Raw genomic sequence first — 13820 nt, 5'->3', positions numbered from 1 at the left:
TCCGTTCCGTCGCTGCGAGAGCGAGGTGGTCGCCGTGACCGACTACGAGTTCGAACTCCCGGACCCCGGCGAGGGGTTGACCGAGGCCGAAATCGTGGAGTGGCACGTCGAGGAGGGTGACGACATCGACGAACACGACGTGCTCTGTGAGGTCGAGACTGACAAGGCCGTCACCGACGTTCCGTCGCCGTGTCCCGGCACCATCGCCGAGCGGCAGGTTGACGTCGGCGACGTCGTGCAAGTCGGTGAGGTCTTCGTCGTCATCGAAACCGACTCCCCGCCGAGCGGCGGGGAGGAGGCCGAAGCCGCCGAAGAAGCGCAAGAGGAAGCCGACACCGAGCAAGAAACGGAAGCCGAGGAAGCGGAACCTGAAGAAGAAACGGAGACAGCCGAGCAGGAAGGCGAGACGGAGGAAACCGAGGAGGCTGAAGAAGAAACGGAAGCGGAAGATGCGGGGGAAGAAACGGAGGAGAGCCAAGATGAGGAACTGCAAGCCGAGGAGGAGGCCGACAGCGACGTCGAGGGGGAGGAGTCCCAATCCCCGGCGACGGCCGACGAGCGAGTGTTCGCGGCACCACGAACGCGAGCGTACGCCCGCGAGGAGGGCGTAGACCTCTCGACTATCGACGGGTCCGGGCCGAACGGACGCGTGCTCCGCGAGGACATCGACGCGCGTCTCTCCGGACGCGCCGGTGGGTCGGGCGGCGGCACGGCGGAAGCCGAGGGCCAAGCGGCCTACGCCATCGAACACCCGACGACCGAAATCGAACCGGTGGCGATCGACGAGGACGAGGAGCGCGCCGAGCGGCGCGACCTCTCGGGGCTTCGCGGGCGCATCGCCGAAAACATGACCCGCTCGGCGGCCGTCGTCCCGCAGTTGACCTCCGGGTTCCAGGCCGACGCGACCGAACTCGTGGATCTCAAGGAGCGACTGGACGAGAAACACGACGTTCACATCACGTACACGCCGATCCTGCTCAAGGCGGTCGTCCCGGCGCTCAAGGAGTTCCCGATGGTGAACGCCAGCATCGACGACACGACCGACGAAATCGTGGAGAAGTACTACTACAACGTCGGATTTGCGACCCACACCGACGACGGATTGCTGGTTCCCGTCATCAAGGACATCGACAGCAAATCCATCGTGGAGGTGGCCCGGGAGTTGGAGACGCTCGCCGAGGGGGCCCGCGAGCGCTCCATCGACGCCGCCGACATGCAGGACGGGACGTTCACCGTGACCAACCTCGCGACGTTCGGCGAACACCGAACGTTCGGGACGCCCATCGTCAACTACCCCGAGGTGGCCATCATGGGTATCGGACGGGTCCGAGACGAACCCGTCGCCACCGAGGACGGCGAGGTCGAAGTCCGCCCGCGGATCGACCTCCACCTCTCCTACGATCACCGCCTCGTGGACGGAGCGAAAGCGAACCAGTTCATGGAGTACGTCATCGAAGGCATCGAGGACGAAGACGTCCTCCTGTCGCGACTGTAAGTCAAGAGAGAGAGAGAAGCGGAAACCCCGCCGCTCTTTCGTGCTTTCGAACCGGTTCGAAAGCAATCCATCAGAATATTGCCTATTTCTCAACGGCGGTCCGGTCACACTTTGGATGCAACGTGCTGGGCGGTACTGCTCGCGTGCTAATCTTTCGCGCAGGGGTTTTATGAAACCGCTCGGCCGTCAATCGGAATCGGAACGGACGGAATAACCGGTTCGATCCCTTTCTTTTCTCTGTTGCTGACCACGATGATCCCCCGGAGCGTTTTCCGGTCGCGTTTTTGAACCGGCAAACCCGGTGAGACACACACGGTTTCCGTCGATCGACGAGGTGTTATTATTCTCGTTAATTTCGGTATTCAACGTCCTGAACCAGTTGTGGGCTTCTTCTGCGCTCAAAGTCGCTATACGTGGCCTCTTGTCGGCTCTACGAACCATAAATTTAGATATCACCTCGTGTGCCGTGCGAATGTCTGATAGTAATATCATCTCGTCGTTCTCTTTTCGCCGGGTGTAGTTTCGGTTCCAAGTACCGGACAAAAATGCTTTGGTAGTTGATAATTACCTATATTCATATCGAATCATTCATGTGGTTCTACATATGGTAATCGGTCGCGTTTCCTTGGTGTGGGAACCTCTCACCCAAATGTTTACAAGCATAATAATGTAAAGGCCAGTTCGACCCGATCGTCTTCAACATCGGTGGGCGCACGTGATCGACGGCGGTCCTGACCGGCAGTGGTCGTCCCGACACAACGGTGTACGACCGGTATATTTGACCAGATCAAACGAAATTCGCTTCGATACCGTTCGTCCGCTTTATCAACTGATCTGAGCTGTTACAACCATATTTATGTAATGGCTTTCCGGTTGGCTCTCCTAATCGGCCGAATACACCTGACGCTACCGTTCGTTGTTCCGCTGGCGCTTCGCTTCGTCCCGGATTCCGATCGGTATTGTTTGATCAAATCAAACCAAATCGTGTATTGGCTCCTTTTGGTTGACCATGTCAAACCCCGTTCGTCCACGGGTCCCGTCTCGGAAACGCGTCCCGTTCGCCACTCTTCGAACGAACAAACCCGTCGAAGCGATCTTGGTACGTATCGTCGCCTCTCCAGTTCCCACGCTATACCGCCCTCGAATCGACGGCGCTGGCTGTGCGACCACATATTGTTTGAAATGATCAAACCTCCTGTGAGTACAGCACTTCCTCCGCTTCCATCCCGTGCCCATTCGGAGGTCGTGATTCGTCCCGTGGCCACGATCTCATCCCCAATCCGACATAAAATACGGTGGCTACTGTCGTCCGTCGGCCTCGGACGATGACTTCCCGTGACAACAGGCGCGTGATCCTCCGGAGTAGCGGAGCCGTAACGGGATATCTCGGTACGGATCGCATTGTCGCGGAGCGCCGGGCACCGAGCACCGAGTGCCGAGACGGAGTCGGGACGACCGCTCCGTCACCACGCCACGACTGTCGAAGCCCTAACTCAGTACGTTTCCGCGAGGTGACGGACCGAAATCGATTCCTCAACCGTTTTCCCGTCGGCGGTTCCATCGATTTCGTATCCGACCGTCCGTTCCTCGCCCGGAGCGAGGTGGAAGTAGTTGTCGCCGAACCGCCCGTCGCGGTCGTTCTGCAACTCGACAAAGAGCGCGGCGGCCGACGCGCTGACGGTGAGTTCCCCGTCCGACTCCGACACCGACAGTTCGACCGCCGCTTCCGGCAGCGAGAGTCGTTTGTACGGAACGAGGAAGTGGAACGCGGGGCGGGCCTCGAAGTCGAGCGGCGTCGCCCGAAACAGCACGTCCGAGCGCGGGGCGTCGCCGAGCGCGTCCTCGATATCGATGCGACCGATGCGGACGCTTTCGCTCTCCCCTCCTTCCGCGTCGAACTCCCCCTTGAACAGTCGATTTCCGTCCATCGTGACGGCTTCGACGGCGACCGTTCCGGAGGATGGTTCGGTGCCGTCGGTCGTGAGCCACAGTTCGAGGTCGTCCCCGTCCTCGACCATCGAAAGCAGCGTCGGGGCGTAGAACCGGCGGGCCATATGGTGGAGCGCTTTCCACCCGCCGCCGTACTCGACCGACGACCACGAGGCGCACTGCCAAAGGTCGTTGAGTTGCCAGTAGATTGCCCCCATGCAGTGGGGTTTCAACCGCCGCCAGTGTTCGACCGCGGTTCGGATCGCCATTCCCTGTTGAATCTGACTCAGGTAGACGAAATCGTCGAAGTTCGACGGCATCCGGAAGTGGTCGGCCATCCGTTGCAGGATGCGCTTGTTCCCTCCCTCGTTGCGCTGGTGGTGTTCCATCAGCGGCGCGGTCGGATTGTGTTGATCCTCCGGAACCACGTCGGCCACTGTTTCCACGGACGGGAACGATTGGTAGCCGAACTCGGAGACGAATCGCGGCTCAGTTTCCTGAAACGCCGAGAACGGCTTTCCCTCGTGCCAAACGCCCCAGTAGTGGATGTCGCCCCGGTTCTCGTTTTCCGGGTCGACACGGTCGGGACCGCTGGACGGCGACGCGGACCAGTACGGGCGCGAGGGGTCCTCCTCGGCCACGACGTCCTTCAGCGTCTCGCGGAACAGTCGGTCGTAGTCGGCTTCCAACCGGTCGATGTTCTCGTTGTCCGCGAACCAACTCTCGACGCCGACTTCCAGTTCGTTGTTGCCACACCAGAGCGCGACCGAGGGGTTCGAGGAGAGACGCCGAACCTGATAGCGCGCTTCCGCCTCGACCGACGCCACGAACTCGTCGTCGGCCGGGTACTGCGCACAGGCGAACATGAAATCCTGCCAGACGAGCAGTCCTTTCTCGTCGCACAGTCGGTAGAACTCGTCGCGCTCGTAGTAGCCGCCGCCCCACACGCGAATCGCGTTCATGTTCGCGTCCACGGCGCTCGACAGCAGGTCGTCGTAGACCTCGGTCGTCACGTTTCGGTAGAGGGCGTCCGCCGGAATCCAGTTCGCTCCTCGGGCAAAGATCGGTTCGCCGTTCACTCGGAAATGGAACCCTTCGCCATCGCCGTCCTCGTCCGGTTCGCGGACCAGTTCGATCTCACGGAACCCGATCCGCTCGGTCACCGAGTGGGATTCCGCGCCCTGGACCGTCACGTCGAGGTCGGACAGCGGTTGATCGCCGTGCGTGGACGGCCACCACAAGTCGGGGTCTTCGACGGTCAACGACAACTCGACTTCGCCGTCGGAATCGAGCGATACCTCCCGGGTTTCGACCGCTCCATCGACCGCTGCCGTTACGGTGTACTCGCCAGCCGTCGGGACCGAGAGGCCGACCCGAACGTCGAGTTCGACGTTCTCCGATCCGTGGCGTTGTACCGGCGTCACGTACTCGACTCGTGGCGAGGAATGGGCGACCAATCGGATGTCGCGCCAGATGCCGACCGTCGGGAGACACGGCCCCCAGTCCCACCCGAAGTGACACTGGGCCTTCCGGATGAAGTTCCGGGCGGGTTGGTCCACGGGGTAGCGGAGCGTCGGAACGTCGTACGGGTGCGCCGCCGAGCGTTCGGCGGCGTACTCCACCGGCGAGCGGAATCGAACGCGAATCTCGTTCTCCCCGACCGTTAGGGCGTCGGCGACGTCGAACTCGTACCCCCGGAACATGTTATCGCTCTCGCCGACGACGTCGCCGTTGACGGCGACGGTCGCGACGGTGTCGAGACCGTCACACTGGAGGGTGATCCGTTCGTGGTCGAAGAATTCCTCGTCGAAGGTGACCGTCCGGCGATACTCCCAGTCGGATTCTCCGACCCATTGTACGTCCAGTTCGATATCCCGTTCGTACGGGTCGTCGATCAGACCCGCGTTCAGTAGATCGCCGTATATTCCGCCGGGAACGGTTGCCTTGTGCCAGTTTTCGCTACCGTGGCGTCGAAACTCCCAGCTCCCACTAAGGGTGGCTGTCTGCATACTGGCTACTGAATTTCGATGCGACGATATAATTCTTCCCCTCCCCGCGGTTATCAAACCCCCGCCAATCGATACTATTTCGGTCCCGGCCGCGAGTGTTTGAACCGGTGACTTCCTATCAAACCCGCACTCGTGCTTCCACCCGAACCCTGTGAACGGTGGAAACAGGCCGCACAGATCGGCATCGAACACGTCGTGGTCCACACGCTCGAACTCGGCGACGGGAGCCGTCCCTACGAGTTCGATGAACTCCTGCGGATGAAGACCCGTTTCGAGGACCACGGCCTCGAAATCGCCGCGTTCGAGGGCGGGGTCCCGCTCACGGACGCGACGCGTTTGGCGACCGACGGACGCGACGAGGAAATCGCCCGGTTCAAAACCCTCTTGCGCAACCTCGGAACGCTCGACATCCCGGTCGTCTGCTACGACTGGATGGCCGGACTGCGATGGGCGCGGACGTCGACGACCGTCCCTGCTCGTGGCGACTCGCGCACCTCCGCCTACGACGACGAACTGATGCGGCGCGGTCCACGCCCCGCCGCGGCGGACACGACGGCCGAGGAACTCTGGACGAACCTCGAATCGTTCCTCGCCGAAGTCGTCCCCGTCGCCGAGGAGGCGGGGGTGAAACTGGGACTGCATCCCGACGACCCGCCGATCGACGACGTTCGAGGGATGCCGCGCATCATCAACTCCCCGGACGCCTACGAGCGCGTGCTCGACTGCTACGAGAGCGAGTACAACGGTATCACGTTCTGCCAGGGGAACTTCGCCGCGATGAGCGTCGATGTCCCGGCGACCATCCGCCGCTTCGGCGACCGCATCAACTTCGTGCACTTCCGCGACGTGGAACAGACCGAAAACGGCTTCGTGGAAACGTGGCACGACGACGGTCCGACTGACATGCTCGCCGCGATGGAAGCCTACGCGGACGTCGGCTTCGACGGCCCGATTCGTCCGGATCACGTACCGACGATGGCGGGCGAACCCAACGAAAACCCCGGCTACGAGATGAACGGCCGCCTCTTCGCCGTCGGCTACATGAAAGGACTACTGGAGAGCGCCGAGCGCTGACCGCTGACTATGACCGCGGACTGTGACCGCGGACTGTGACCGCGGACCGCGGACTTCGTGATCCACGCGGAATCGTTTTCATCGCTCGTTGCGGTCGGCCTTCGAAAAAAGTGAATGGTTACTGCTCGGCGGCGGTTCGGATGTTGTTCCCGGCCTCACGAAGAGCGTCGAGCACGCGGTCGTCGGGCAGTTCGTACTCGATCACTAGCGGCGCGTCCACGTCCGCGTGTTCGTCGAGGAGGCCGAGAACAGTCGGGAGGTCGAGCGTTCCGGCACCGGGTAGGTCCTCGATCTCGTCGTCGCTGGTGTCCTTCAGGTGGACGGCGACGATCCGGTCGTCGAAGGCCGAAATCACCTCGTCCGGCGACTCGTCCATCACGAGGAAGTGGCCGGTGTCGATGCAGACGCCGAGTCGGGGGTGGTCGTATCGGTCCAGCACCGATCGAACGTCATCGATGTCCGAGAACACCGTCGAGAGGTCGTCGTGGTGGACGGTCGAGTAGTTGTGGATGCCGACGTCGAGGTCGAACTCCTCGGCGAGTTCGACGAGTTCCTCGGTCACGTCGTCCCGAGCAGGCGGGTAGTTGACGGTGACGTACCCCGCGCCGAGGTCCTCGGCGAACTCGAAGTGCTCACGCGCCTCGCCGGTGTCTTCGAGGTCCACGACGCCGTAGCCACAAATCTCCACGGAGGAATCCTCGATGCGTTCCTTCCCCGCCGCGATGGTCGCGTCGTCGTTTTCGGGCGAGAGGTGGTGGCCCCACAGTTCGAGGGAGTCGATATCCGTGTCTTCGAGCGTGTCGAGGAGGTCCGCGAGCGACCGGGATTTGAACACGACGCTTTGGACGCCGACGCTGTCGGGTGATCTGCTGGACATACTATTCCCCACGATGAGCGGGAGGAAAAACCCTCCGGCGAACGCCACCCGTTTCTCACACACTTATCATCCGCTTCCACCAAGGTGGTACCAATTCACATGCACTCCGATACGTATCCGAGCGTCTCGTTGCACAACGTCGCCGAAACGGTCCCCGCCGACTGGGTGGACGGGAGAGCGGGAACCGACGGAACCACCGGAACCGACGGAACCACCGGAACCGCCGAAAGCGCCGGAACCGGTGACCAGCTGTGTCGCGTCCCGGCATCCGTCGGGGAGAACCTGAACGTCGATGCCCGCGAACGGCTCCGCCACCCGACCGGCTGTGAGGTTCGGTTCGTGCCCGAGCGCGACGACGCCGTCGTCGCCGTGACGCTCTCGGCGGCCGAAACGACCGTTTTTCGGCCGTTCTGGGGCGAGTTTCAGCCGTCCGAACCGCTCGAACTCGGCCCGACGCCGACGACGTTCGAGTTCGTCATCCCGGAGCGGATTCCCCTTCTCGACGACGCGACGACCCGGGCCGGAGCGTTCTCCCCCCGCGTCTGTCGGCTTCGGTTCGAGGCGTGGGCACCGGTCGCCATCCACGGCGTTACGGGCGACTGCCGACCGCCGACCGCCGACGAACTCCCCGCCCGCCGCTATCTCGCCTACGGAACCTCCATCACGGAGGGTGCATCGGCTTCGGCGACGCATCTGACCTACGTCGCTCGCGTCGCCCGAGGACTCGGACTCGACGCGCTGAACCTGGGCTGTTCGGGGTCGGCGTTCTGCGAATCCGCGATGGCCGAGCATCTCGCCGGACGCGACGACTGGGACATAGCGACCCTCGCTCTCTCGGTGAACATGGCGAACCGAGGGTTCACGCTCGCACAGTTCTGCGAACGCGCGGGCACGCTCGTGAATGCGGTCGCCGACGTACATCCGAACCGCCCGGTCGCCTGCGTGACGCTGTTTCCGTACCACGCGGACGTGATTCGCGGCGACGACGCGGAGCGCGCGACGGCGTTCCGCTCGGCACTACGAACCATCGTCGCCGACTCGTCGCACGACGATTTGCACGTCATCGCGGGCGAGGACCTGATGGAACCGACGGCGTTGACGGCCGACATCCTCCACCCCGGCGACGCCGGGATGGAAGCCATCGGACGGGGAATCGCGCGCCGTCTGGACGAACTGCTCGACTGAGCGGAGTCGAGCGACCGTCACGTATTTTACCCGAGGTTCGTTGTATTCGGTCGAATGACGGGCGATCACGACCAACTGATGGAACTCGACCCGGAAACGGTCTCGGCCGACGACGTGGAAATCGACACCCTTCGGGAGGGACTCCGAAGCGAGGAGAACCTCGTGCGGACCCACACGGCGCAAATCGTTTCGGCACTCGCCGCGGACGACCTCGAAACCGTCGAACCGCTGATTCCGACGCTCGTGGCAGTTCTCGACGACGATCGAATCGTCGTGCTCAGGGAGTCGCTGCTGATCCTCGCCGCCGTCGCGGACGACACCCCCTCGGCTGTTCAGGACGCGATTCCCGACCTCCTCTCCCTGCTGACCCACGAAACGCCGCTGATCCCGGCGCTGGCGGCGGACGTCGTTCGCGTGTTGGCGATCGACCACGCTGAATGGTTCGTCCCGTACGCCGACGAACTCGTGGCGGTGATGGCGACAGAGCCGACGGATCCGGTCGAGGATGCCACTGCCGCCCCTAACACGCAGGCACGGGAACACCTCGCCAGCGTTTCGAGGGAGGAGATGGAACGACAGACCACCGCGCGAACCGTCGTGGCGAACGTCGTCTACGAGGTGGCGAGCATCGACGCCGAAGCCGTCCTTCCGCACGCATCACGGTTGTGTTCGCTCGTCCGCGACGGTTCCGGGGCGGTGCTGTCGGCGAGCGTCGGCGCGATCAGTTTCATCAGCGAGGAGCACCCGGACGCCGTGGCCGACGCGGTCGCGCCGCTGTGTGATCGACTGACGACGCCGGATAGAGCCGTGCAAGTTCACGCCGTCTCCGCGCTCGGTCACATCGGTGACCCGTCGGCCGTCGATCCGCTTCGGGAGTTCGCCGACTGTGACGCGCCGCTCGACGAGGAGATTCGGTCCATCGCTCACGCGACGGTAGACTGGTTGATCGACGAGTCATCGGCGGAATGAATTTCCGAGAGGGGTTTCGGCCAGTGCCGTGCGAATATTTATCTACTTTCCCTATTTTGAAGCGAATGCGCTATGAGAGACGAATCCACGAGGTACGGTAACGTAGTTAGCCGTCGGCGCGTTCTCACGATGGCGGGAACCGTCGGCGTCGCTTCCCTCGCCGGGTGTAACGGCAACTCGGACGGCGACGGAAACGGGTCTGGCGATGGAAACGGCGGCGGAAACGGCGACGGGATTTACGACGTCCAACTCGTCAGTCGCATCAATCAGGTGCCGACGAACGTCCAATGGAACCCGTCCAATCCATCGAGCGTCGCACAGTGGTCCCAATACCTCCTGTTCGACCGCTTCGCACAGTACAACCACGGAGAAGGGAAGTTCATCCCGTACGCGGTCACGGACTGGTCGTTCGGGGACAAATCGTTCACGATGAAACTTCGGGACGGCTTGACGTGGGCGGACGGTGACGACGTGACCACCGACGACATCGCCACCCAACTGAAACTCGGAATGCACACCGGAACCGGTTACAGCGACTACACGAAGTCCATCGAGGCGAAGGACGATTCGACCGTCGTCATGCACTTTTCGCAACCGGTCAATCGGACGATCGTCAAGATTCACGTCCTCGCCAACAACCTCGTCCAGCAGAAAAAGAGCGTCTTCGGGAAGTATCTGGACGAAATCGAGAAGAACGAGAAGAACGGTCTGCGGAAGCTTCAGAACTTCGCGTGGAAAGAGCCGATCGCGAGCGGACCGTTCGCGTTCAAGAGCACCAGTCCACAGCAGTTGGTCACGGAACGCCGTGACGACCACCCAGATTCCGACGAGATCAACTTCGAGAAGTACGTCTTCCGGTACATCGGCGGCGGCAACGAGGCCGTCCACCAGCAGATGACGTCGAACCAGATAGACGCGTGTGCCGTATTCGCGCCCAAACGCATCGTCGAACAGTTGCCGGATAGCTGGCAACAGGTGGAGTTCTCGTCCGGCGTCGGTTATGGACTCGTGCCGCAGTTCGATCACAAGCACGCGGGCGACCGGGCGGTCCGACAGGCAATCGCGTACGTCCTCGACCGCGACGCCATCGTGAAGAACGCTGGACCCGCCTCGAAGAAGCCAGCGGAACTCTCCGCCGGACTCGCGTCCGACACGCTGGACAAGTGGTTGGGCGACGCGCAGAGCGACTTCACGGATTACGGGAAATCCGAGTCGAAAACGGGGAAAGCAACGAAGGTCCTGAAGGACGCGGGCTACGAGAAACGGGGTGGTACGTGGCACGACAGCGACGGCGACGTCGTCAACCTCCCCGTACAAGTCCCGTCGGAGTGGTCGGACTGGGTGACGGCGACCCAGACCGTCGTGGATCAACTCAAGAGCTTCGGGTTCAAATCGAACGTGGACGGACGGAGTTTCGGCAATCTCCAAGGCCAGGTGTGGCCGAACGGCAACTTCGTCCTCGCCTCCGGCGGTTGGCTTCCGGGCGGCGTACAGGCGACGTTCCCGTATTTCTCGCTGCGCCAGATGTTGTTGGAGAACTACCGCGGGTTCACCTACAACTATCCGGCGGCGAACCCCGACCGTGGCGGGAAGCGCGGTACGGTGACGGTGCCGAAGCGGGACGGGTCGGGCGAGTTGACGGTCAATCCCTCGGAGCGCCTGAAGGAGATGTCACACGCGACCTCGGATTCGAAGGTCAAAACGATCGCAACCGAGCAGGCGTGGGTGACGAATCAGGACCTCCCGATACTCCCCGTCGCGGAGAAACAGACCCAAGTGTTCCTCACCGACGACCAGTGGGACGTTCCGAAGGAGGGAGCGACCGTCTCCAAGGTACGGTGGACGCACACGTGGCTTCCGCGTCGTGGAAAGATGAACTACAAAGGGAAGTGAAAACGAGGAGCAGTGAAAAGCGCCCCCGAAATCGAAACCTCACTGCCGATTCTGGATGTGGCGTTTGGTGCTGTACCAGTGCATGACGAGGGTGACGGCACCGAGGGCGAGGACGAGGATGATATCCAGGAGGAGCATCGTGGCCGACGCCGCCTCCGACTGTCCGAACACGAGGGCGACTCCCGAGAGCACGAGCAGGAACAGCAGGAAAAAGAGAACCAACTGTAGATATCTTCGTGCGCCGTACACGAGTTCCCAGAACCGATCGTAGCTGTTCATACCACCGTATTGCCCCTTCGGGGCAAGAAAGTTTGCAAACAGTTCCGATGGGAAGCAAATGAGGTCGTCGTGCTGTTTCAGTTCGGCTCTCCGCAATGAAAAGAGAATAATGGTTGATGGTGTGGAAACATTTATCTATAATCACTGTGCTGGTTTTATTGGACCATGAGAGACCGCTCTATGAGCTATAGTGACGTATGTAGCCGTCGGCACGTTCTTACGGTGGCAGGAACGGCCGGTGCGGCCGCATTGGCAGGTTGCAGTGGTAACGGGTCGAACGACGGTGATAACGGCGACGGGAGTGGAGGGGGCGACGGTGACGGAAGCAACATCCACGACGTCCAGCACATCAGTCGCGTAAATCAGGTGCCGACGAACATCCAGTGGAACCCGTCGAACCCGTCGAGTTACGCACAGGCATCACAGAATCTCCTGTTCGACCGCTTCGCACAGTACAACCTCGGGAAGAACGAATTCGTCCCGTACGCGATCTCCGACTGGTCGTTCGGCGACAAATCGTTCACGATGAAACTCCGAAAGGGCCTGACGTGGGCGGACGGTGACAAGGTGACTGCAGACGATATCGTCACCCAGCTAAAACTCGGGATGAAGACCGGTTCGGGATACAGCGACTACACGAAGTCCATCGAGGCGAAGGACGACTCGACCATCGTCATGCATTTCTCGCAACCGGTCAATCAGACCATCGTCAAGTTCCAAGTGCTCAGCAACAACTTCGTTCAGCAGAAAAAGAGCGTCTTCGGGAAGTATCTGGACGAAATCGAGAAGAACGAGAAACAGGGACTACACAAACTCCAGAACTTCGCGTGGCGAGACCCCGTCGCAAGTGGACCGTTCGCGTTCGACAGCACCAGTCAACAGCAGGTGGTGACGAAGCGCCGTGACGACCACCCCGATTCGGACAAGATCAATTTCAAGACGTACTCGTACCTGTACATGGACGGGAACCAGTCGGTGTACAACGCGATGATATCCAACCGGATCGATTCGGTCGCGACCGCGTTCACGCCACCGCACATCCTCCAACAGTTGCCGAAAAGCTGGCAACAGATAAAGTTCCCATCGGGCGTTGGCTACGGACTCGTGCCGCAGTTCGATCACAAGCACGCCGGTGACCGGGCGGTTCGGCAGGCAATCGCGTACGTCCTCGACCGCGACGCCATCGTGAAGAACGCTGGACCCGCCTCGAAGAAGCCAGCGGAACTCTCCGCCGGTATCGCTTCGACTGCGGTCGACAAGTGGATCGGCGACGCGCGGAGCGACTTTACGGATTACGGGAAGGCCGAATCGAAGACCGACAAGGCCGCCAAAGTGCTGAAGGACGCGGGCTACGAGAAACAGGGAGGAAAATGGCACGACAGCGACGGAGACATCGTCAACCTTCCCGTTCAGGTGCCGTCCGGTTGGTCGGACTGGGTGACGGCGACCCAGACCATCGTCGATCAGCTCAAGAGCTTCGGGTTCAAATCGAGCATGGACGGCCGGAGTTTCGGCAACCTCCAGGGCCAAGTGTGGCCGAACGGCAACTTCGTCCTCGCGTCCGGCAGTTGGCTCCCCGGTGGTGGACAAGCGACGTTCCCGTACTTCTCGTTGCGCCAGATGATGCTGGAGAACTACCGCGGGTTCACGTACAACTACCCACCGGCGAATCAGGACCGCGGTGGAAAACACGGGACAGTCACGGTGCCGAAACGGAGCGGATCTGGCGAGTTGACGGTCAATCCCTCGGAACGCCTGAAGGCGATGTCACACGCGACGTCCGACTCGAAGGTCAAAACGATCGCCGTCGAACAGGCGTGGGTGACGAACCAGGACCTTCCGATGCTCCCTATCGCGGAGAAACAGACCCAGTCGTTCCTCACCGGGGACGTGTGGGATATCCCCGAAGAGGGTTCGGATGCGTCCAAAGTCCGATGGCCCGAGAGCTGGCTCCCACGGATGGGTAAGATGAACTATTCGGGCAAGTAACACACTGGTACATACTATTATAATACTAGGAAACATACTACACCGAAAATATGGTCAACTATTATTTGAAACGGACGGGACGAGCGATCTTCACGCTGTGGCTGGTCGTGACGCTCACGTT

Annotated in this window: 9 protein-coding genes; 6 read left to right on the top strand and 3 right to left on the bottom strand. The window is 61.5% G+C overall.

The genetic code is table 11. The annotated features are described in order from the left end of the window. The first annotated feature begins 34 nt into the window (after positions 1–34). Positions 35–1495: a 2-oxo acid dehydrogenase subunit E2 gene (locus NKF26_RS19785; RefSeq protein ID WP_253227802.1), complete on the top strand. Its 1461-nt coding sequence runs from the start codon at positions 35–37 to the stop codon at positions 1493–1495. Positions 1496–2988: 1493 nt separating this feature from the next. On the opposite strand, the gene NKF26_RS19780 is transcribed toward NKF26_RS19785, so the two are convergent. Beyond that, on the bottom strand, positions 2989–5433 hold the full coding sequence (locus tag NKF26_RS19780) for a glycoside hydrolase family 2 protein (protein WP_253227801.1): 2445 nt from the start codon (positions 5431–5433) through the stop codon (positions 2989–2991). Positions 5434–5550: 117 nt separating this feature from the next. On the opposite strand from NKF26_RS19780, the gene NKF26_RS19775 reads away from it, so the two are divergent. After that, complete coding sequence (locus tag NKF26_RS19775; RefSeq protein WP_369682175.1) at positions 5551–6507, top strand: mannonate dehydratase; 957 nt, start codon at positions 5551–5553, stop codon at positions 6505–6507. Between the two features lie 118 nt (positions 6508–6625). Here the strand turns inward: NKF26_RS19775 and NKF26_RS19770 are convergent, their stop codons facing one another. Continuing rightward, entirely contained in the window at positions 6626–7384 is a 759-nt protein-coding gene (locus NKF26_RS19770) for a sugar phosphate isomerase/epimerase (RefSeq protein ID WP_253227799.1), read from the bottom strand. Positions 7385–7483: 99 nt separating this feature from the next. Here NKF26_RS19770 and NKF26_RS19765 point away from each other — a divergent pair, with 99 nt between their 5' ends. From NKF26_RS19765 to NKF26_RS19755, 3 genes are all read left to right on the top strand, one after another. Beyond that, a complete protein-coding gene (locus NKF26_RS19765) occupies positions 7484–8569 on the top strand; it encodes an SGNH/GDSL hydrolase family protein (protein ID WP_253234786.1) in 1086 nt (361 codons plus the stop codon). 54 nt (positions 8570–8623) lie between these two features. Then, the gene (locus NKF26_RS19760; RefSeq protein ID WP_253234785.1) at positions 8624–9538 is read left to right on the top strand and encodes a HEAT repeat domain-containing protein; all 915 of its coding nucleotides are present in this window, start codon (positions 8624–8626) and stop codon (positions 9536–9538) included. Between the two features lie 72 nt (positions 9539–9610). Beyond that, positions 9611–11431, top strand: coding sequence for an ABC transporter substrate-binding protein (locus NKF26_RS19755; RefSeq protein WP_253227796.1), 1821 nt, complete (start codon positions 9611–9613; stop codon positions 11429–11431). A 39-nt stretch (positions 11432–11470) separates the two neighbouring features. Here the strand turns inward: NKF26_RS19755 and NKF26_RS19750 are convergent, their stop codons facing one another. Continuing rightward, a complete protein-coding gene (locus NKF26_RS19750; RefSeq protein ID WP_066148335.1) occupies positions 11471–11710 on the bottom strand; it encodes a hypothetical protein in 240 nt (79 codons plus the stop codon). 222 nt (positions 11711–11932) lie between these two features. Between NKF26_RS19750 and NKF26_RS19745 the strand changes: the two genes are divergently transcribed. After that, entirely contained in the window at positions 11933–13699 is a 1767-nt protein-coding gene (locus NKF26_RS19745; RefSeq protein ID WP_253227795.1) for an ABC transporter substrate-binding protein, read from the top strand. The last annotated feature ends 121 nt before the right edge of the window (positions 13700–13820 follow it).

This window comes from Haladaptatus sp. AB618 (genome assembly GCF_024136965.1).
Taxonomy (GTDB): domain Archaea; phylum Halobacteriota; class Halobacteria; order Halobacteriales; family Haladaptataceae; genus Haladaptatus.
The sequence above is the reverse complement of the archived record's forward strand: the minus strand, read 5'-3'. Positions and strand labels throughout refer to the sequence as shown.

Bases quoted from the DNA above. Each gene is read 5' to 3' on its own strand.
- NKF26_RS19770 (WP_253227799.1), bottom strand. From the start codon at position 7,384: ATGTCCAGCAGATCACCCGACAGCGTCGGCGTCCAAAGCGTCGTGTTC.
- NKF26_RS19760 (WP_253234785.1), top strand. From the start codon at position 8,624: ATGACGGGCGATCACGACCAACTGATGGAACTCGACCCGGAAACGGTC.
- NKF26_RS19755 (WP_253227796.1), top strand. From the start codon at position 9,611: ATGAGAGACGAATCCACGAGGTACGGTAACGTAGTTAGCCGTCGGCGC.
- NKF26_RS19780 (WP_253227801.1), bottom strand. From the start codon at position 5,433: ATGCAGACAGCCACCCTTAGTGGGAGCTGGGAGTTTCGACGCCACGGT.
- NKF26_RS19750 (WP_066148335.1), bottom strand. From the start codon at position 11,710: ATGAACAGCTACGATCGGTTCTGGGAACTCGTGTACGGCGCACGAAGA.
- NKF26_RS19765 (WP_253234786.1), top strand. From the start codon at position 7,484: ATGCACTCCGATACGTATCCGAGCGTCTCGTTGCACAACGTCGCCGAA.